Source organism: Thermoplasma sp., from assembly GCF_008709555.1.
Taxonomy (GTDB): Archaea; Thermoplasmatota; Thermoplasmata; order Thermoplasmatales; family Thermoplasmataceae; genus Thermoplasma.
This window is the reverse complement of record NZ_VYIJ01000001.1, coordinates 87,979-106,831: the sequence shown is the minus strand read 5'-3', so window position 1 is coordinate 106,831 and position 18,853 is coordinate 87,979. Positions and strand designations below refer to the sequence as shown.

Sequence of the window (18,853 nt, the reverse complement as noted above, 5' to 3'; positions counted from 1 at the left end):
GCGAAGGGACACCTGCTTGTATAGATATATAATGGACGATCGTGTTGTAGCGATATCCACAGGCTTGGACAAGAAACGAACGAGCATTACAATTATAAGACATATCTTCTTTATTTGGTTCATAACAATGATCATATCGATTAGAGAAGTCAGTGCATCTCATGCCAGAAGATGGGGATTTACTGCTTCCCTCAAACACATAATATCTTTAAAAAAGAATTGGAAGAGGGAAAAAATACCCTCAGAACACTGCTGCATAGGATTCAATGGCCATGTATATACCCACAACTATTATTATCAGCGAGAAGAACCTACGCAGCGTGGATCTCTTCATGGTCGAAGAAAGCCTTGCGCCTGCAAAGCCACCGAATATGCCGCCAAGGACGTAAAGCAACGCTATTGGGACGAGAACCTTCCCCGCTATGCCGTATCTCAGAGCAGTGACAAGCCCAAACGTGCCCACGGATAGCAGCGAAGTACCCACTGCGAGATTCATGGTTATATCTGCTGAGTATAGCAGAGCTGGAACAATTAGGAAACCGCCACCTATACCGAAGTACCCGGAGGCGAATCCAGCTAGTATACCGAAGATTTCAAGCTTCGTCTTCTGCCAGAAACCCTTCTTTGGTGGATCAGGAGGATCATCCTGGTTTTTCGCGTTTCCTGGTATGGCATCGTAGTTCTTGCATGTCCTGCACTTGGTCACGAACATGTAGGCACCGATTATCATCATCAGGAATGAGAAGAGAAAGAGGAGCTTGCCACCAGGTGTTATTAGGCCGAGTGTCGTTCCTATTAGAACGCCGATGACACCAAAGACCGTGAAGATGGCTCCCGTGCGGAGGTTCACGTTCTTCTTCCTGAGATGGCTGTATACGTTGATCAACGCGTTTATACCAACTGCTAGTGCAGTCGTCCCTATGACCAGATGCGGGTTCCTGATACCCACGAAATAGATGAGAAGAGGTATAGCCAGTATGGATCCTCCGCCACCTATCAGACCCAGAGAGAAACCGACTATCACGCCAGATATCACCGAAAATATATACTGCAATATAGTTATGTCCATTTCCATCAGCTTAGAACGTTATTACCTGGTATCCCTCATCGATCCTGGCAGCCGTTTCAACACCGCCCATTACCTTATCGATACCCTCAAAGATCATATCGTCCGTTACGCCAAGCGATTTCATGCTGACGGAGCATACCGTGAGCTTTATATTCAACGACCTGGCCTTCTGCACCTGCGCAAAGAAGGAATCTGAGTTGTTCTGATTCTTGAACAGCGCCTCAACGCCCCTACCCAGAAATAACATCTCAACTGTGGCTTTTGCATTCTGCACTGAATTAATGGCAAAATTGAATGCAACCATCTCAGTGTTTATGTTTTCTTTGCCAGTGATCACCATAACCAGCATCTTCGCCATGTTCTCACCATCATATTTTTTTACATTTAATCTTATTTATCATGTACGTGATTTTTCTTACATAGACATGATTTAAGCCGGTATTATTTCATTAAACTTAAAGTTAACGTTTCAACAACGAAAAGATATCGCAGAGAACTATATGAAGAGAAACGATGAAAAATGAAAAACTGAAAAGCCTATTTCCATCTGCTTTCCAGATTCTTCTTAAGCTCCTCTATCTTCGTCACACTCACTGGATGCCCGGTACTGATCGCCACCTCCTTCTTGGCGGGGGCGTTTGCCGGAGGATCGGATGCTTCGGCCTTCTTCTCAGAAAGACCAAGCTTTTCGTATATTTTATTGACTGCGTCCCTGACCAGCTGGTATTCGTAATAGTCCTCGATGATCCTTCTGATTGTATCGACGTATGTCTCTCCCTGAATCCTTATCAGATCCACTATCTTCTTCTCCTCATCGCTCAGGTCAAGGACTATTCGTATTGTCATGCATTATCTACATCGATCTTTCCGCCGCATCCCTGTATCCCAGCGCATTTGCGAACTGGAGGTCATCTGGTTTTATCTTCACCAATGTGCCAGGCGCGATCTCGTCGAAACGATCGCCTATGAGGTTTGAACCACCGCCGACCGGTATCAGCGAGGTCACTCTGTCCACCTCTCCCCTGAGGTTGAGCCTTATGTTCTCTATTATCCTGTTGGCAAGATCTTCGAGTATCGGACCTGAAACCTCTGGTCCTCCAACCTGCTTCTGTCTGAACATAACCGGATGCGATAGCGCCTCCTGAGCCAGGTCAAATGGAACAACGAATCCCGTTTCCTTGGCTATCTTCCTGGAAAGCGCGGATATGGCATCACCCACACCTATCTGCAGGCTAAACGACAGCTCCACAACAGGCTCCATATCCATGAGGTTTATGGTAAGGACATCGGTCGTTCTTGAACCCACATCTATGACCACCCCGTAACCTGGCTGCTGTTCGATGATTCCCTGATTGAGCAGGTAAAGCGCAGCTCCAACACCCTGCGGCCTCATTATCAGCCTGGTTATGTTGAACTGCCTGACCTCACCCTCAGGACCTGTCACGGTCAGCACTTTATTCTCTAAAGCCTCCTTAGCGGCCTTAACTTCCAGATCGAATGTTCCCAGAGGTGTACCGCTACCTATTACAAGATCGACTGGGCTACCGTCATTATGTATGCCTGATTCCCAGAGTGCGGCCGCTATGAGCGGGAAGGCTTCCTTGCTCGCGAGTCTGCCGTCTCCCTGCGGAACACGTATGTTGTTTCCACTTGCATACTTACCGTATATGAACTTTGTCTGGCCACCATCGGTGCTGAGTACAGGTATCTTTCCACCTATACCCCAGCTCTCGGTCTCCGTCACTGCCCATCTGGATGGAAACAGTATCCTTTTACCGTCAACCCCTATTACCTTCGTATCACCATAACCTACATCCAATCCTACAACTACCAAGGCATCACCTTTGACATTACCTTATTAACATTGTCCATGATTTAAACTTATATTCGATCAGAATGCCGAAATAAACTGGAAAATATTGGATATTTTGTAATTTTTTTCCGGATGGAAATTTTTATTGAAAGAATGTTGAATCTGTACAGTTGCGCTTCTTCCTTTCTTCGACATCATTGATGTAAATTTCCATGGCTATAAAACAGTACAAGATTATTTTATCCAGACGCAGCTCTATCCTTTCTATCAGATAATTCATATATGATCATACATGCTGATCCGCTTCATGAATATGCACAACTAAAAGTGTATTAATTGCCTAGCTATTTTAGAATATGAGAGACGTATATATAGTGGCCGCAAAGAGAACCGCCATAGGAAAGTTCGGTCGTTCCTTTTCTAAGCTAAAGGCACCACAGCTGGGTGGCGCCGCAATAAAGGCTGTCATAGATGAGACTCACGTAGATGTGGGATCCGTTGAAGAGGTCATAATGGGCAACGTGATTCAGGCGGGAAATGGCCAGAATCCGGCCGGCCAGGCGGCATTCCATGGTGGGCTTCCAAATTCAGTTCTGAAATACACCGTTAACGTGGTATGTGCTTCCGGTATGCTTGCCGTGGAGAGTGCAGCCAGAGAGATCGCCCTTGGTGAGAGAGATCTCGTCATTGCCGGCGGCATGGAGAGCATGAGCAATGCTCCCTTTCTTCTACCCGCGGACCTAAGATGGGGTCCAAAGCACCTGCTCCACAAGAATTATAGGATAGATGATGCAATGCTCACTGATGGTCTGCTGGACGCCTTTTACTTTGAACACATGGGCATATCCGCGGAACGCACCTCAAAGAAGTTCGGAATTACAAGGGAGATGGCCGACGAGTACTCTGTACAGAGCTATGAAAGGGCCATAAGGGCCACTGAGTCTGGAGAATTCGCTGATGAAATAGTACCCTTTGAGGGACTTGACCGCGATGAGGGTATACGAAAAACGACCATGGATGATCTTGCGAGGCTCCCACCGGCCTTCGATAAGAACGGAATACTCACGGCAGGCAACTCTGCTCAGCTTTCTGACGGTGGATCAGCACTGATGATAGCCTCCGAAAAGGCAATCAACGAATACGGCCTGAAGCCGATAGCAAGGATCACTGGATATGATCAGGCTTCCCTCGACCCGCTGGATTTCGTTGAAGCACCGATACCCGCAACAAGAAAGCTCCTTGAGAAGCAGCATAAAACCATAGATTATTACGATCTTGTGGAACACAATGAGGCTTTCTCCATAGCTTCAGTGATAGTTAGAAATGAGCTCAAGATAGACAATGACAGATTCAATGTGAACGGCGGTGCCGTTGCCATAGGACACCCAATCGGAAACAGCGGCGCTAGGATCATAGTGACTCTGATAAACGCATTGAAACACAGGCATATGAAGACTGGCTTGGCGACATTATGCCATGGCGGAGGCGGTGCACACACGCTTACGCTTGAAATGGTTGAATGAAAACCGCCAGGAACCTTATTCTTTAAGGATCATGTTCACATTTAGTTTCTATTTTTCATATATTTAGAGACATCGACGTAAATTATCATCTCTATCGGGAAGCCATAATGGCACAGTAATATATTGATTTCATCCTCATGATTTTCAATATTATCTATATGAAACTCAAGTGAAATATTCTTATACATACATCATTTTATACTTCCCATGGAAGCTAATGTCAATGAGCATATCACCAGATCACAGGCACACACCATAGTTGCCACGTATCTGGGATGGTCCCTAGATGCCTTCGACTTCTTTCTCATCACGTTCGTGATGCTGGCCATAGCGAAGACGTTCAATGTTGCACTGGTTGTGATAACGCTCAGTATCACCCTCACGCTGAGTATGAGGTTCCTTGGATCGCTCTTCTTCGGCCCGGTCGGAGACAAATATGGAAGAAAGATTACCATGGTGATCAGCCTTATTTTTCTGGCCTTCTTTGATACGCTTGTTGCCTTCTCGCCAACTATAACTGTCTTTCTCATACTGAGAGCCCTATATGGCTTTGGCATGGGAGGCGAGTGGGGTTCAGGCTTCGCACTTGCCATGGAGTCCCTTCCGACAAAGGCACGCGGATGGGTTTCCGGACTCATTCAGGGTGGATATCCAACCGGATATCTTCTGGCGGCGATCGTATACCTGTTCATCTATCCGAGATTTGGCTGGAGGCCTATGTTCTATTTTGCCGCCCTGCCTGCCATTGCTGTGATCTACATAATGATAACAACGAAGGAGAGCCCCGTATACAACGAGTTCAAGAAGCGGGCTTCATTCAGGCAGACATTCACCACCATCGGAAAACACTGGAAGCTCTTCATCTATCTATCAATCCTGCTGATCGGTATGAACTTTGTTTCGCATTCCACCCAGGATCTCTATCCTACCTTCCTTGAACATCAGCTACACTTCAGTACAACATATGTGGCATCCATAGCCATAGCCTACAACGCTGCCGCCATAGTTGGTGGTGTCATATCGGGAATAATATCCCAGAATACCAGACTCGGAAGAAGGTGGAACGCCATAGCCTTCCTGCTGGTGGGTATAGCCATATCACCTCTCTGGGCATTTCCAGAGATATTCGGAAGATCCTCTCTGCTTTATATGGCCTTTCTGGCTCCTGTCATCATGCAGTTCATCGTTCAGGGTGCATGGGCAATGCCTGGCGTATACATGAACGAGAGGTCTCCAGCGGAGGCAAGAGCAACAATACCTGGAGTGGCCTATATGATAGGCGTCATGGTGGCGTCTACCGCGTCCACAATAGAGGTGCTCGTGTCATCCATGTTCCACGACAACTACTCCTACTCAATGCTTCTGCTCGTGCTGATAATCTTTCCGTTGACCGCAGTGATGTGGTTCTTGGGAAAAGAGAGCAAGAACGCTAGACTTGATGCAACTGCCGCCTGATGCGGTATTTTTATATATGAACTTTTTTTTAATTTTTAAGTTCTTGTCATTTCGAAAGCACGAAACAGTATACATCAACGCCATTCATATCGAAGATGCTTTCTATGTGCCATCCCGTACCATCGACAATCTCTTCAAGTTTTACTCTATCCACCAGAAGATACCTAAACCAGCCGGTACGGTAGCGCTCATACGTGATCCTGATCTCAAGTTCGCCGGGATAGCCTGATTCCGCATGAAAGCCTGCACTGATTGGATCAGTTGTTTCCGCTATGATCTTTGCACCCTCTGACGATTCTGAATAGAACCGCCGGAGGAATTCATGGGCTTCTCTGATAGTTCGCAGCAATCCAAAATTGTTGCCCAACAGGATCATGGTTTCCCACCCTCCATCGATTTCATCTATTCCCGCAAGCTTAACGTTCTTCAGGCCCCGATCCCTCATCACCTCCACGGCAAGAGGCGATACATCGAAAGCGGTCACGTCAAATCCATGGTTCTGAAGATAGAGCGAGTGCCTTCCTGCCCCGGCACCTACGTCTATAATGCGACCTCCAGCATACCTTATCGCTTCCCTCTCCATGGCTGGCCAATCATCGTAGTCTCTGAAGTAGTATGATATCGATGTCACATCTATCTTGCCATCCTTTGTTTCAACCATCTCATAGCTACATTTTCCAAGGTGATAGTCTTTCAGGGCATGACCAAACGCATCCTCTGAATCATCCATCATCGTTAAGATCAAAGCATGACTCAAAATGATTTCCATTCATCGGGATTTGGCTATAATTATGAAGACAAGATTGAATCTTGCATTTCATTCAACCGATGATCCTTTCGTGTAGAGCATTTTCAGCAGCCTATTTAGCGATGATCAAAAATGTGGTGTAATCGCTGATATGAAACTCTATTTATAAAAAGATGGCATTAAGCAAACATGATAAACGTAGGTCTCTACTACAGGGTAAAAAAAGGACACGAGGAAGAGTTCGAGAGGACCTTCAACAGCGTTATGGCCATGCTGAAGAGTTCCAGCATGGGCATAAAGGAGGTAAAGCTTTACAGGGACGTAAATGACCCTCAGCAGTACATGATATTTACTGAGTGGGAGAGCCTGGATAAATTCAAGGAATTTGTTTCCAGCAGACCATTCAAGGAGACGACGGAATACGGAAAATCAATTCTGGAAGAGATGCCAAAGAACAGAATATTCATGAACGAAACCTCAATATGATGGTTTCGTTCTCGATCTTATTTTCAGATATATGAAATAGCCTATGTAGGCAAGACATGCTGCAAACACCGCGTCTATTATCACCTGATCCAGTATCACGCTGAAGCTGTGTACAGCCGATGACCAGTATGGCCCTGCTTTCATGCCAATGTAGACCAGCAGCGTTGACCATATAATCGACCCAAGAAATGTCATAAGAGCGAAGACCCATACCTTCATCTTCAGCATGCCCGCCGGTATTGATATGAGGCTCCTGACGCCCGGTATGAACCTAGCAAAGAACACGGAGCTTGCCCCCCACCTGTCAAGCCAGTTTTCTGCCTTTACAAGGGAATCCTCTTTCACGTAGAACAGAGCGAGGATCTTCACTATTATTGGACGGCCTATAAAAAGACCAAGGTAGTAATCAATGAATGAACCAACCATTGAGGCCACTATCGCGTCTGCAACTATCATTGGAAATGAGAAGGTATGCATGTAAACCAAGTATCCAGACAGCGGCAGTATTACCTCACTTGGGACCGGAACAAAGGTGCTCTCCAGCGTCATAAGGCCGAAAACACCGAGATATCCTGACTTTGAGACAATCGATACCGAGAAGCTGAACAGCGAACCAATGCTTATGTCTGATAGGATCTTTTCAAATGGCAGCTCAACAATTTCGAATATCTCAGTTGCCGTAATCGCAACAAGGATAAGCGAAATTATTACACCATAAAGATTGAAGTAACCGTCAAATTTCATACCACTCTTTTCCATATTCCTGAAGACCGATTGGAATATACGATATAAAAATTTGTGTGGACAGATCTGACCACATATTTCGTATAAATTTCATAAAACCAGTTTTTCTTCCTCCACGTGTCTGCTCTTCACACCTAGGTCTGCGGTGTTTATGCGCATGCCATCATACAACTTTGCCTTCTCCTCCCCATCGTATAGAGCTGTGGCAACGCGGCCAATGGCATCCCCTTTCATGATGCCACTTCCACTTGTTCCTGTTGCCACTATCAGGTTCAGGGTTCTGAATATGTATGGATTACCATCGATCGTATTATACGAATAATAACCTGCCCACATTCCCGTAACCGATGCAGATGCCACCGGTTTCATGTATGCCTGGAGAACCTGATACACGTTGTATGTGTAGAAATGTGGCTCCGGCTGCGGATCCTCAACGAACGAGAAGTCCCGCCCTATATCATCGGCTACTCCGGCCCAGAAAGTCCTTTCCGCAGGGGAAGGCCTTATGTACACGCCCTTTGGGAATACGGTGAATGGAAATGATTCTGTTGACAGTACCTTTCTGCCGACAATGGCCTCTATGAATTCGTTCCTTATCTTGAATAGCTGCCTCTTCTTGGGTCTTATATGGCTGTCTATTCCCACAGGATCGGTCAGAAAATTAGTCCAGACATCCGTTGCAAGCACGAAGGTATCGGCGCTTATCTCACCCCTGTCCGTGTTGATGCTCCCTATGGTCTTGTCCTGCCATATGAACGGTTCACCGGGATAGTCAAGCGGCTTCTCCGGAACAAGGTTCAGAGACTGCACATTGGTACCGAAGAGAAAATCTATGTTTCTGTTCACGCACTGGTTGTAATAAAAAGCCGCTATCTTATCCGGTTCCATTATGCCTGCATTATGCGCGAGATAGGCCTTCCTTATATCATCCAGCCCCATAACGTCCTTGACATCGGCATCTGGTCTGACTGATATCCCAAGATCTGCTAGTCTGTCCAGGCCTATCTCCTCTATCTTCGTCTTCCTGCCGATCTCTTCCATAGTCTCAGATGCAGATTCATTATCCATCAGGAAGAGATAACCAACATGCTTCATGCCAAGATCTATTCCCAGTATCCTCTGAACATGATCGTAGAACCTTATGGAAGAGGAAGAGAGCTTGAAGCTTGTATCAGATGAGAAGACATCCCTGAAACCTGCAGCGCTCTTGCCGGTATTGCCCTGTGCGTAGGTGTGAAACTTGTCTATGACGGCTATCTTTAGATCGCTGTGCTTCTCCGACAGGTGGAAAGCTGTGGAAAGACCGACGATCCCTGAACCTATGATGGCAACATCATACTTCATGTCCAGGGAATCGAACCTCAGGATAAACACTTTATTTTTCACCCCTGCGCTATCCGTTACAATCAACGCTTCGCATGCCATCGACATTTCATTTCGTTCAACGCAACCAGCATAGAAATAAGGAACCAGGGAAGGACTATTCTGCATGGACATGAAACAGCAATTTAGATATACCATATCTGGATAGGATTGAACAGCGCATGGGGTATACCAGGATAGAACCTTAGCGCTGCAATATTGATCTGGGGTGTCTGATGGAGAAGATTCTGTTCCCTTTCAGTGCGGTTGTTGATGAGGACGATCTTAAGATGGCGCTTATTTTGAACGCAATCGATCAGCGTATAGGTGGAGTCCTCATAATGGGGCCTAAGGGGGTGGCAAAATCCACCATAGCGAGAGCTCTAACGGACCTGCTCCCCGACATAGATGTGATCAAGGACTGTCCCTTCAAGTGCGATCCGCATGATCCTGGATCCATGTGCGATGAATGCCTGAAGAAGTACAGGGAGGGTTCAATCGTATCGGAGAGGAGGAAGATACCCTTCGTGAACATGCCCGTGACAGCAACGCTGGACAGGGTGGTAGGAAGCCTCGATCTGAAGAGGGCCATAGATGAGGGCCTCCGTGCGCTGCAGCCTGGGCTGCTGGCAGAGGCAAACCGGGGAATAATATACATAGATGAGGTAAATCTCCTTGATGATTCGGTTGTTGATTCAATTCTCGATTCAGCTGCCTCTGGTATAAACGTTGTGGAGAGGGAGGGTATAAGCGTGACTCATCCTGCCAGGTTCATATTGATTGGAACAATGAACCCAGAAGAGGGTGATCTGAGGCCTCAGCTGAAGGATCGTTTCGGCCTGTCCGTCACAGCAACGCAACCGTCCGATCCAGATGAACTCATAGAGATATCCAACAGGGTTGAGGAATTCGACAGGGACCCCCTGGCTTTCCGAAGGAAATACGAGGGTATCCAGAATGAGATAAGGGAGAGGATAATCAGGGCAAGATCGATCCTGAAGCGCGTGAACATCGATGGTGAACTCAAGCGTTTCATCGCAGATGTTGTTCTTAAGCTGCAGGCTGGAAACAGGGCAATGATCACTGCAGTCAAGGCTTCCAAGGCAATAGCAGCATACAACGGGAGAGACTACGTGATCCTGGACGATGTAAAGGAGGCCCTAAACCTCGTACTGAAGCACCGGGTGAAGGACAGTGCCATGATAAAGGGCACGATAGAAAGGGAGTCAAGGGATCTGTCAACGAGCTCCATAGAGGCCGGGCCGAACAGCGGATACGAGGAGGGCCAGGAATCCAGCGGCAGGAAAGATGTGAGGTCGGAACGCGGCGACAGTGAGGAGAGGAGCGCTGAGGTCTCGGCTGCATTCGAAGAGGACTCCAACAGGAGCGGGAGAACGGGTTCATCAGACATGTTCAGGGTCATCGATCATAACAGGCCTGGAGAACACTTCGATTATAGATCCAGCCTTATCCGTATGATAATGAACGGGCATAGGAGGATGAGGTACGATGATCTTGCCTTTGTGGCGTCCAGATCAAGGGCATCGATACCCGTTATACTTGCGGTTGACGCCAGCAGGTCCATGGAGACCATGCACAGGATAGCACTGGCAAGGGGTATAGCCAGATCGTTCCTGCAATCGGCCTACAGAATGCGCGTTAAACTCTCGTATATAACCTTCTATGGGAATGAGAGCCACCTCATGGTTGAACCGACCAGAAACCTGGAACTCATAGAGAGGGAGATATCCAGAACAGTTCCGCAAGGCAAGACACCCATACCGGCTGCACTGAAGATGATGTACGATATCTCCGGCAGGTATAGGCAGAGGACAGTATCCATAATGATCACCGATGGCCGTGCAAATGTACCGCTGGGCAGCGATGTATCACGTGATATCAAGGAGTGGTCAACGAAACTGGGTACTAGAAGCGATCTGTTCCTGATCTCATCCACAATGGGCAGCGAGAAATTCATGCCATCGTACAATGAGGAAATATGCAGGTATTCCGGAGGACGCCTCATAGAGATGGATGGACAGGGCAGGATTGGCCTTTACTCTGGTTACAGGAGATTCTGAAATGGATGATGGTATCTCGAGATAACATTTTTAACTCGCCGTTTATGTCCAGTGGATGTTGAAGAACAGAAGCGTTGTTTCAATCGAAGATGTGGACAGCGATGATCTCAACGATCTCTTCGATCTCTCGGATTCAATGTTAAGGACGATCGAGAAGGGGGGAAGCACCGATCTTCTCAGAAACAAGATAATGGCCACGCTTTTCTATGAACCCAGTACGAGGACGAGGTTATCGTTCGAGAGCGCAATGCACCGGCTTGGAGGGTCAGTCATAACGGTCTCGGATGTGAAGACGAGCTCAGTGGCAAAGGGAGAGACGCTGGCTGATACCATAAGGATGGCTTCATCATACTCTGACATAATAGTGATAAGGCACCCGCTGGAAGGGGCTGCAAGGCTGGCATCCAAGTTTGCCAACAGGCCTGTGATAAATGCAGGCGACGGATCCGGTCAGCACCCTACCCAGACCATTCTCGATCTTTACACGATGAGAAAGGAGACCGGATCCATTGACGGAAAGGTCGTCACGATGGTCGGCGATCTCCGCTATGGAAGAACCATACACTCGCTGATCATAGCGCTCTCAAAATACGATGTCAAGATAAATCTCGTGAGCCCGCAGATCCTAAGGCTCCCGGAGTACGTTTACACGAAGATCGGCGACAGGAGCAGGATAAAGGAGTACGATGATCTCTCGAGCGTCATAGCCGACACCGACGTACTGTACGTCACAAGGATACAGAAAGAGAGGTTCACCGATCAGAACGAGTACCAAAGCGTAATAGGTTCTTACTCTGTTGACGGGGATCTCGTGTCAAAGATGAAGAAAGATGCCATAATAATGCACCCACTTCCAAGAGTCGATGAGATCAGGCCGGAGGTGGACGAGCTCCCGCAGGCAAGGTACTTCAAACAGGCATATTACGGCGTACCCGTAAGGATGGCCCTCATATACCGCATACTGGGTGATTGAAATGGAAAAGACATTGAGGATATCAAAGATAAGGGATGGAACGGTTATAGATCACGTACCGTCAGGTAAGGGGATACGAGTCATAGGTATTCTAGGTGTGCACGAGGATGTCAATTACACGGTCAGCCTTGCGATACATGTCCCCAGCAGCAAGATGGGCTTCAAGGACGTAATAAAGATAGAGAACAGATTCCTTGACAGAAACGAACTGGACATGATATCACTGATAGCACCGAACGCCACCATAAGCATAATCAAAAACTATGAGATAAGCGAGAAATTCCAGGTAGAACTGCCCTCAAGGCTCATCGGTGTGCTGAAGTGCAGGAACCAGAACTGCATAACAAACACGCATGAACCTGTTGAGTCTGAGTTCGAGATCGTCTCGAAACATCCCCTCGTGATCAGGTGCGTGTACTGTGAGAGAACGATGGGTGAGAAGGACATCTTCAGCTGAGATCAGCAGATATATCTCCTTATTTTTTCAACAAGATCCTCGAAATCTGAATTGCCGGAGATGGTGGGATGTATTCCCGCCTCCTCCAGGGTTTTGCTCGTAACGCTTCCTATTGAGAAAACCGGCCTGCCTGAAGCCCTTATGGCGGGGATGGAGATCCTCGCCTCCATCGAGGAAGTGACTATGATGCCCAGGCATCCTTCGTCCATGAGATATGCTGCGATGTCGATGCCTGTTGGCACGACCCGGTAGTTTCTGATATCTATGAAATCGATACGTCCGCGGATCCTTTCATTTACTATCTCATTGGCGTTTTCACTCCTTATCAGCGCCACCTTCACGTTGCGGCACCGAGACAGGATCAGATCTGCCAGCCCCTCCGAATCCATCCTCTCTGGATATTCACAATCATATCCGTTCTTTCTGATCTCTTCGCATGTGGATCTTCCTATACCGAGATATCCGAAATTTTTCCTCGAAGCCCTTTCGAAGAAAAGCCTTGCCCCATAGGAGCTGGTAAACGCCAAACATTCCACATCTTGACCAATGACGCTGTCGTAGTCAATATCGATCGGCTCCAGCCGAGTGACCGGTACGTTGAGAACGCTGAAACAGCCGCCGTCCACAGTATTTGCCTTTTCCTCAGGCCTTGTGGATAAAACATACTTTCTCATATATTGTACCCATACTCCTCTGGAATATTGCCCTTTATATACGAGACCACATCATCTATATCATCCAGGCCGTCCACGTGCTGATCAAACATCATCATATCGGAACCGTCCATGGAGAAGAACTGTGCTAGAATGCGCATTCCATTCTCTGTATGCCTGCTCAGAATGCCAACTGGAGTCGAGCATCCGAGCCTGAGACGTTGTGTTATCAGCCGCTCGGCCATCATATCCATAAATGTTGCCTTATCGCTGATGCCTGAAAGTATCTCCGAAACATCGGATCCACGTTTTGAGACCACGGCTATGATGCCCTGGTTTGGGGCCGGAACGAACCTCTCTGGATCCATTGGCCAGTACTTGACCTTGAGATCAAGCCTCTCTATGGCCGCAAGCGCCATGACCATGCCGGCCATGCCCTCTGTCCTCATCTTCTCGATCCTCGTGTCTATGTTTCCGCGTAAGTTGACGACGCGCAAATCGCTCCTCTGGTATAGGATCTGATACCTTCGCCTTAAACTGGATGTGCCTATAACCGAACCGGCTGGTAGGTCCTGGATCGGTCTGTCAGATACCATGGCGTCCTCATATCTGCCGCGCGGCATCACGGCTGATATACTGAGCCTCTCATCGATCTCATATGGTATATCCTTCGCGCTGTGGACTGCAGCGTCAATCTCGTCGGACAGTATAATGGCATTGAGCCTGTCCACAAACACGCCGGTCTTTCCTATGGAATACAGTGGTGATTTCAGATCAGAATCACCCTCTGAGGTATATCTGACTATCTCCACATCGTATCCGGCGGTTCTGATCGCAGAAGCCACCATCTCAGCCTGCCGTACGGCCAGCCTGCTCGGCCTGGTACCCAGCCTTATCGTCCTCATCCCATGACCTCTCCAACAGATGCATCCAGCGCCTCTATGGTCTTCTCTATATCATCATCAGAATGCGAGAAGCTCACGAAGTTTGTTTCGAACTGGGACGGCGGGATGTACACGCCATGACCCATCAGGGCCTTGAATATCCTGAAGTAGAGATCCCTGTCAGCCTTCATCACCTCATCGTAGTTCGCTGCGCTGTTAGCAAAGAAGAACTGGAACATGGTACCATATCCGTTAATTACATGCCTTATCCTGTGTTTGGTCAGCACCTCGTCTATGCCTTCCATCAGCTTCTTCGTTCTGTTTATGATCGATGAATAGTCCATGCCCTGGAGCTTCTTGAGCGCGGCATAGCCGGCAGCCATCGTGACCGGGTTTCCTGAGAATGTCCCGCTCTGATAGACGTCGCCTGAAGGTGACACTCTCTTCATTATATCCGATGATCCGCCGAAAAGCCCTATGGGCATGCCTCCGCCTATTATCTTCCCCATGGTGGTCAGATCCGGTCTGATCCCAATAATATCCTGATACGGTGAGAAGGCAAAGCGATATCCCGTTATGACCTCGTCAAAGATCAGAAGAGACCCGTTTCTCTCTGTTATCTCGCGCAGGAATTCAATGAAACCTGGATCTGGAAGTATAACGCCTACATTGCCCATTATCGGTTCCGTTATGACCGCAGCGATCCTGTTTCCGTACTGGTTGAATATGCTCTTTATGTTCTCTTCATCGTTGTATCTTCCCACCACAACAGTTCTGGCGACTTCCTCCGGTACACCCGGTGAAGACGGGGAACCGAAGGTCAACGTGCCACTTCCAGATTTTATGAGTGCGTAATCGTGAGCGCCGTGGAACCCCCCTTCCATCTTCACTATTATATTTCTTCCTGTGTAGGCTCTGGCAAGCCTTATAGCATGCATGGTTGCCTCGGTTCCGGAGTTTGCGAATCTCATCATCTCTATGTTTCTGGATGACCTCCTTATGAGGTCTCCTAGCCTTATCTCAGACTCCGACGGTGCACCGTAGATCAGACCCTTCTCTGCCTGATCAATGACCGCATGCACGACATCCGGATCGGCATGCCCAAGGATGGACGGACCATAGGCCAGGCAGTAGTCTATGTATTCATTTCCGTCAACATCGTATATCCTCGATCCCCTTGCATGATCAACATAGAACGGATAATCCCTGAAGTATCTGACGGGGGAATTCACACCCATCGGGAAAAGAGACGAACCTGCCTGAAAGAGATCTTTTGAACCCATGGCCGATCATCGCAATTATCGATTTAACTCATTTGTATTGCAATGTATCCATACCCTAGGGATCATTACATCGGTTGGCGATAATATATTTAAAGGAAGGTTAGGTGTTCTGAGAAGGCTGTAGGTCTCAACAGCCTCAGCGATGAGATACACGCTATTCCTCCAATGGAAATATTTTTAAAGTGTGTATCCTCCACGATAACCAAGCGGTGTGATACCTAGGTAGTGCTGGTGCAGCCAGAATTAACGCCTGTGGATAACGCAACCTCGCTAAACCTAGTTCCAGACGTGGATCGAAATAGAGTTTCCGATGAAGGGAAACTGTGATCCGGTCGTATTTGGATCGAGTTTGGTGGATGAAGCAGGAAGATCCGAAGCTTCAGCGAGGAGCAGCTCACTGCACGGCATGGCATAATTTCTCCGCAAACGGTGACTATGCAAGATGAAGGAAACAGTTAGGAAGAGGCTAATCTGCATAAGCGGCATCCCAGGTACGGGAAAGAGTACGGTATGCAGCATCATCGGAAATATGGGATACCTGTGCGTAGAGGGAAATACCCTTGCAGCCAGATACGGATGCCTTTCAGGCGATGAGGTTGATGTGGACTGCCTCTCAGACGGTTTGTTGAGAGATGGTTTCTCAGGCATCGTGGCTGCGCATTACTCACATCTCCTGCCATGCGATATCGTCGTAATACTGGAAGCTGATGAAGCAGTACTCAGGAAAAGGATGGCTGAACGCGCCTACCCTCCTGAGAAGATCCAGGAGAACTTAGATGCGCAGAGATCGGATATCATATACTCGGAGAGCCTTGATAGGCTGCCTGCCACAAGGATATTCCGGATCAGGAATACGGATCTGCAAGCAACCATATCAAAGATCCTCGGAATAATCCAAGATAAGGTCTAATTTCATGATAAAAGGCCGAATCAATTTGAAATGTCAATATTATCGTGTATTCTCTTCACGGAAATAATATATTGAAGTCCATGTTCATGGATAAGCTGTGCGGAAATGCTGGACTCTTACAGAAACAAGGTTGACGCAATCCTGACGCCGATTTCGAAGGCCTTCATTGGGTGGAACCCGAACACAGTGTCGCTCCTCTCTCTCATTTTAGCCGGTATAGGAGGACTGGTCTATTTTTTTGGTTATCCTGCCATCACGCTTGTAATGGTTATACTATCCGCGCTGTTTGACGCCGTTGATGGCAAACTGGCCAGGATCAAGGGCGTTTCTTCCAAGCTCGGGGATTTCATAGACCACAGCTTCGACCGCTTCGCAGACGTCTTCCTCATACTGGGCTTTGCCTTTAGCAGATATGGCAATGTCTATCTGGGTCTCTTCGCCCTCATCGGGGTACTGATGACCAGCTATTTGGGAACGCAGGCACAGGCCCTGGGACTGAACCGTCTGTACGCGGGCATAATGGGCCGTGCTGACAGGCTCGTCATAATGATTATCTTCGTAATAATTCAGATATTTGTTGCAACCTTCTACCATATACCGCAGATGAACCTGACACCCACAAATCTTATGTTAATAATATTCGGTGTATTCGGTACAGCCACAGTGATACAGCGGTTCTTCATAATATATAGGAGGCTCTCCGGAAACTGAGATCTTCATCCCAGTTTCTCCTGGAGGTCCTTTATTTTGGACACATACTGATCGGCGTAGTGCCTTGCCGCCGCCATATCTGTCGATTCCGCGTATATTCTGAGTATCCTCTCTGTACCGGACGGCCTTATAAGTATCCAACCGTCCTCCTTCATGATCTTGATGCCGTCGGTTGTGTCGACCTTTTCGCCCCTGCGCAGTTCTCTCTCCAGCAGGGTCCAGTCAACCGTCCTTTCGACCTGCCGCTTGTCCAGGAAGTACTGTGGAAGTTCGCGCACGAGCTCCGATATCTTCCTGTTGCTCCTCGCCATGAGATCGAGCATCAACGATAGAGTCATCGCTCCGTCTCTGCAGTACTGATGCTTTCCGTATATGACACCTCCATTCTCCTCTCCGCCTATGACCGCCCCGTTCTGTATCATCGTCCTCGCAACTATTGGCGCACCGACCTTTGTCCTTATGAGTGTTGCGCCCACGGATGCACACACGTCAGATATGGCGTCAGATGAACTGACGGGCGTCACCACTATGTCCCCCGCAGACGCGACGTTCTTTACCAGGAGGGCCAGACTCCTGTCTCCATCTATGAACTCCCCCCTTTCATCGATGAACACCACTCTGTCGGCATCGCCATCATGCGCTATTCCCAGGTCGAAGTTTCCATCAGCCATCAGAGACATCAAATCTCTGAGGTTCTCCGGTTTCGGCTCGGCGTTCCTGGAGGTGAATCTGCCGTCCGGATTTGCATTCAGCGTAACAACAGTACAGCCCAGTTTTTCAAGAAGTCTTGGGGTCGAGAAATAGGCAGCGCCGTTGCCGGTATCCGCAAGTATCCTGAATTTCCTCTCCCTTATCCTCTTAACGTCAACCCTGGACAAGACGGCATTTATATACTGATCGATGGCGTCATCCACATGGCGCAATCGTCCCACCCCTTCCCATTTGACCATGTTGAAAGAATTGCCGCCGTATATGCCCTCTATCTTCTCCTCAGATGGCCTTTCTATCTCAGTGCCATCCCTGTCTATTACCTTGATGCCGTTATACTGGGGCGGATTGTGGGACGCGGTTATCATGACGCCATATATACCATGGGTCTTGCAGTAATACTGAAGGGCGGGGGTGGGCAGTATACCAAGGTCAATTATGTCATGTCCGGTCGCCATGAGGCCTGCATTAACCGATGACATTATCATGTCACCGCTGATCCTTGTATCCCTTCCCACGGCCACTTCACCTGAAACGAACATTCCTATGCTCTTGCCCACACGCAACGCAAAATCAGGCGTGAGATCTTCGTTTGGTATTCCCCTTATTCCATTGGTGCCGAAGAGCCTCTGATCAGCCATGATCAAGAATAACGCCATCCCCTATAAAATGATTGGGCGCTGATACGCTGTTCCATTGTATCGGTTGATGTGTTCTGTTCCGAGCTCATACACTCGCTAGAAACAGCCTTGGATACAGCATTCCCTATCCGTGTCAAGGATGAGAGATGCCGTAACCTAATATAGGAGAATGATATCTGCGAGTATGGTATATAAGGAAACCTGTACATCATGCGGTGTTGGACTCATAGATGAAGGTTATTCGGTATTCCTGTGCCCGAACTGTGGAAATGAGGTAATAGGAAGGTGCAAAACTTGCAGAGAGCATTCCACGCCATATGTCTGTGAAAACTGCGGTTTTCAGGGGCCGTGA

The 18,853-nt window shown here is 48.0% G+C and carries 21 protein-coding genes; 9 read left to right on the top strand and 12 right to left on the bottom strand.

Features of this window, described 5'->3' with window-relative positions; translation table 11 throughout:
- Positions 1-241: 241 nt before the first annotated feature.
- The 4 genes from F6Q11_RS00550 to F6Q11_RS00535 all read right to left on the bottom strand — a co-directional run bounded on the left by F6Q11_RS00550 (position 242) and on the right by F6Q11_RS00535 (position 2,903).
- Positions 242-1,069 (bottom strand): sulfite exporter TauE/SafE family protein, encoded by an 828-nt coding sequence (locus F6Q11_RS00550; RefSeq protein ID WP_297025762.1) that lies wholly within the window; start codon positions 1,067-1,069, stop codon positions 242-244.
- 10 nt (positions 1,070-1,079) lie between these two features.
- A complete protein-coding gene (locus F6Q11_RS00545; RefSeq protein ID WP_297025761.1) occupies positions 1,080-1,427 on the bottom strand; it encodes a DsrE family protein in 348 nt (115 codons plus the stop codon).
- Positions 1,428-1,606: 179 nt separating this feature from the next.
- Positions 1,607-1,915, bottom strand: coding sequence for a hypothetical protein (locus F6Q11_RS00540; RefSeq protein ID WP_297025760.1), 309 nt, complete (start codon positions 1,913-1,915; stop codon positions 1,607-1,609).
- 7 nt (positions 1,916-1,922) lie between these two features.
- Complete coding sequence (locus F6Q11_RS00535; protein ID WP_297025759.1) at positions 1,923-2,903, bottom strand: actin-like protein; 981 nt, start codon at positions 2,901-2,903, stop codon at positions 1,923-1,925.
- 335 nt (positions 2,904-3,238) lie between these two features.
- Between F6Q11_RS00535 and F6Q11_RS00530 the strand changes: the two genes are divergently transcribed.
- Both F6Q11_RS00530 and F6Q11_RS00525 read left to right on the top strand, forming a co-directional pair.
- Positions 3,239-4,405 carry an acetyl-CoA C-acetyltransferase gene (locus F6Q11_RS00530; protein WP_297025758.1) on the top strand — a complete coding sequence of 389 codons (1,167 nt, stop codon included), beginning with the start codon at positions 3,239-3,241 and terminating at the stop codon, positions 4,403-4,405.
- A 207-nt stretch (positions 4,406-4,612) separates the two neighbouring features.
- Entirely contained in the window at positions 4,613-5,860 is a 1,248-nt protein-coding gene (locus tag F6Q11_RS00525) for an MFS transporter (protein WP_297025757.1), read from the top strand.
- 46 nt (positions 5,861-5,906) lie between these two features.
- Here the strand turns inward: F6Q11_RS00525 and F6Q11_RS00520 are convergent, their stop codons facing one another.
- A complete protein-coding gene (locus tag F6Q11_RS00520; protein WP_297025756.1) occupies positions 5,907-6,593 on the bottom strand; it encodes a bifunctional 2-polyprenyl-6-hydroxyphenol methylase/3-demethylubiquinol 3-O-methyltransferase UbiG in 687 nt (228 codons plus the stop codon).
- Positions 6,594-6,797: 204 nt separating this feature from the next.
- On the opposite strand from F6Q11_RS00520, the gene F6Q11_RS00515 reads away from it, so the two are divergent.
- Positions 6,798-7,094, top strand: a complete 297-nt coding sequence (locus F6Q11_RS00515) for an antibiotic biosynthesis monooxygenase (protein ID WP_297025755.1) — start codon at positions 6,798-6,800, stop codon at positions 7,092-7,094.
- On the opposite strand, the gene F6Q11_RS00510 is transcribed toward F6Q11_RS00515, so the two are convergent.
- Together F6Q11_RS00510 and F6Q11_RS00505 are read right to left on the bottom strand one after the other, a co-directional pair.
- Positions 7,086-7,853: a DedA family protein gene (locus F6Q11_RS00510; protein ID WP_297025754.1), complete on the bottom strand. Its 768-nt coding sequence runs from the start codon at positions 7,851-7,853 to the stop codon at positions 7,086-7,088. The two genes, F6Q11_RS00515 and F6Q11_RS00510, sit on opposite strands and share 9 nt — an antisense overlap.
- A gap of 75 nt (positions 7,854-7,928) precedes the next feature.
- Entirely contained in the window at positions 7,929-9,182 is a 1,254-nt protein-coding gene (locus F6Q11_RS00505; RefSeq protein WP_297025753.1) for an FAD-binding oxidoreductase, read from the bottom strand.
- A gap of 254 nt (positions 9,183-9,436) precedes the next feature.
- On the opposite strand from F6Q11_RS00505, the gene F6Q11_RS00500 reads away from it, so the two are divergent.
- From F6Q11_RS00500 to pyrI, 3 genes are read left to right on the top strand one after another with little or no spacing between them, the layout of a single operon-like run.
- A complete protein-coding gene (locus tag F6Q11_RS00500; protein WP_297025752.1) occupies positions 9,437-11,281 on the top strand; it encodes a magnesium chelatase subunit D family protein in 1,845 nt (614 codons plus the stop codon).
- A 55-nt stretch (positions 11,282-11,336) separates the two neighbouring features.
- Entirely contained in the window at positions 11,337-12,254 is a 918-nt protein-coding gene (gene pyrB / locus F6Q11_RS00495) for an aspartate carbamoyltransferase (RefSeq protein WP_297025751.1), read from the top strand.
- A gap of 1 nt (position 12,255) precedes the next feature.
- Positions 12,256-12,711 (top strand): aspartate carbamoyltransferase regulatory subunit, encoded by a 456-nt coding sequence (pyrI, locus tag F6Q11_RS00490; RefSeq protein ID WP_297025750.1) that lies wholly within the window; start codon positions 12,256-12,258, stop codon positions 12,709-12,711.
- 2 nt (positions 12,712-12,713) lie between these two features.
- Here pyrI and F6Q11_RS00485 read toward each other — a convergent pair whose 3' ends face one another.
- The 4 genes from F6Q11_RS00485 to F6Q11_RS00470 all read right to left on the bottom strand — a co-directional run bounded on the left by F6Q11_RS00485 (position 12,714) and on the right by F6Q11_RS00470 (position 15,939).
- Complete coding sequence (locus tag F6Q11_RS00485; protein ID WP_297025749.1) at positions 12,714-13,385, bottom strand: uroporphyrinogen-III synthase; 672 nt, start codon at positions 13,383-13,385, stop codon at positions 12,714-12,716.
- On the bottom strand, positions 13,382-14,269 hold the full coding sequence (gene hemC / locus F6Q11_RS00480; protein WP_297025748.1) for a hydroxymethylbilane synthase: 888 nt from the start codon (positions 14,267-14,269) through the stop codon (positions 13,382-13,384). Before hemC ends, F6Q11_RS00485 begins: the two co-directional genes overlap by 4 nt.
- Positions 14,266-15,531 (bottom strand): glutamate-1-semialdehyde 2,1-aminomutase, encoded by a 1,266-nt coding sequence (hemL, locus tag F6Q11_RS00475; protein WP_297025747.1) that lies wholly within the window; start codon positions 15,529-15,531, stop codon positions 14,266-14,268. Before hemL ends, hemC begins: the two co-directional genes overlap by 4 nt.
- Positions 15,532-15,807: 276 nt before the next feature.
- A complete protein-coding gene (locus tag F6Q11_RS00470; RefSeq protein ID WP_297025746.1) occupies positions 15,808-15,939 on the bottom strand; it encodes a hypothetical protein in 132 nt (43 codons plus the stop codon).
- 34 nt (positions 15,940-15,973) lie between these two features.
- Here F6Q11_RS00470 and F6Q11_RS00465 point away from each other — a divergent pair, with 34 nt between their 5' ends.
- Positions 15,974-16,441 carry an adenylate kinase family protein gene (locus F6Q11_RS00465; protein ID WP_297025745.1) on the top strand — a complete coding sequence of 156 codons (468 nt, stop codon included), beginning with the start codon at positions 15,974-15,976 and terminating at the stop codon, positions 16,439-16,441.
- Between the two features lie 105 nt (positions 16,442-16,546).
- Positions 16,547-17,152 (top strand): CDP-alcohol phosphatidyltransferase family protein, encoded by a 606-nt coding sequence (locus F6Q11_RS00460; RefSeq protein ID WP_297025744.1) that lies wholly within the window; start codon positions 16,547-16,549, stop codon positions 17,150-17,152.
- A 5-nt stretch (positions 17,153-17,157) separates the two neighbouring features.
- Here F6Q11_RS00460 and glmM read toward each other — a convergent pair whose 3' ends face one another.
- Positions 17,158-18,501, bottom strand: coding sequence for a phosphoglucosamine mutase (glmM, locus tag F6Q11_RS00455; protein WP_297025743.1), 1,344 nt, complete (start codon positions 18,499-18,501; stop codon positions 17,158-17,160).
- A 184-nt stretch (positions 18,502-18,685) separates the two neighbouring features.
- Between glmM and F6Q11_RS00450 the strand changes: the two genes are divergently transcribed.
- Positions 18,686-18,853 carry a zinc finger domain-containing protein gene (locus F6Q11_RS00450; RefSeq protein ID WP_297025742.1) on the top strand — a complete coding sequence of 56 codons (168 nt, stop codon included), beginning with the start codon at positions 18,686-18,688 and terminating at the stop codon, positions 18,851-18,853.

Coding starts and splice junctions, on each gene's coding strand:
- F6Q11_RS00505 (WP_297025753.1), bottom strand. CDS start 9,182: ATGAAGTATGATGTTGCCATCATAGGTTCAGGGATCGTCGGTCTTTCC.
- glmM (WP_297025743.1), bottom strand. CDS start 18,501: ATGGCTGATCAGAGGCTCTTCGGCACCAATGGAATAAGGGGAATACCA.
- hemL (WP_297025747.1), bottom strand. CDS start 15,531: ATGGGTTCAAAAGATCTCTTTCAGGCAGGTTCGTCTCTTTTCCCGATG.
- F6Q11_RS00510 (WP_297025754.1), bottom strand. CDS start 7,853: ATGGAAAAGAGTGGTATGAAATTTGACGGTTACTTCAATCTTTATGGT.
- pyrB (WP_297025751.1), top strand. CDS start 11,337: ATGTTGAAGAACAGAAGCGTTGTTTCAATCGAAGATGTGGACAGCGAT.
- F6Q11_RS00515 (WP_297025755.1), top strand. CDS start 6,798: ATGATAAACGTAGGTCTCTACTACAGGGTAAAAAAAGGACACGAGGAA.
- F6Q11_RS00540 (WP_297025760.1), bottom strand. CDS start 1,915: ATGACAATACGAATAGTCCTTGACCTGAGCGATGAGGAGAAGAAGATA.
- F6Q11_RS00550 (WP_297025762.1), bottom strand. CDS start 1,069: ATGGACATAACTATATTGCAGTATATATTTTCGGTGATATCTGGCGTG.
- F6Q11_RS00545 (WP_297025761.1), bottom strand. CDS start 1,427: ATGGCGAAGATGCTGGTTATGGTGATCACTGGCAAAGAAAACATAAAC.
- F6Q11_RS00450 (WP_297025742.1), top strand. CDS start 18,686: ATGGTATATAAGGAAACCTGTACATCATGCGGTGTTGGACTCATAGAT.
- F6Q11_RS00470 (WP_297025746.1), bottom strand. CDS start 15,939: ATGCCGTGCAGTGAGCTGCTCCTCGCTGAAGCTTCGGATCTTCCTGCT.
- pyrI (WP_297025750.1), top strand. CDS start 12,256: ATGGAAAAGACATTGAGGATATCAAAGATAAGGGATGGAACGGTTATA.
- F6Q11_RS00520 (WP_297025756.1), bottom strand. CDS start 6,593: ATGATGGATGATTCAGAGGATGCGTTTGGTCATGCCCTGAAAGACTAT.
- F6Q11_RS00525 (WP_297025757.1), top strand. CDS start 4,613: ATGGAAGCTAATGTCAATGAGCATATCACCAGATCACAGGCACACACC.
- F6Q11_RS00485 (WP_297025749.1), bottom strand. CDS start 13,385: ATGAGAAAGTATGTTTTATCCACAAGGCCTGAGGAAAAGGCAAATACT.
- F6Q11_RS00465 (WP_297025745.1), top strand. CDS start 15,974: ATGAAGGAAACAGTTAGGAAGAGGCTAATCTGCATAAGCGGCATCCCA.
- hemC (WP_297025748.1), bottom strand. CDS start 14,269: ATGAGGACGATAAGGCTGGGTACCAGGCCGAGCAGGCTGGCCGTACGG.
- F6Q11_RS00530 (WP_297025758.1), top strand. CDS start 3,239: ATGAGAGACGTATATATAGTGGCCGCAAAGAGAACCGCCATAGGAAAG.
- F6Q11_RS00460 (WP_297025744.1), top strand. CDS start 16,547: ATGCTGGACTCTTACAGAAACAAGGTTGACGCAATCCTGACGCCGATT.
- F6Q11_RS00500 (WP_297025752.1), top strand. CDS start 9,437: ATGGAGAAGATTCTGTTCCCTTTCAGTGCGGTTGTTGATGAGGACGAT.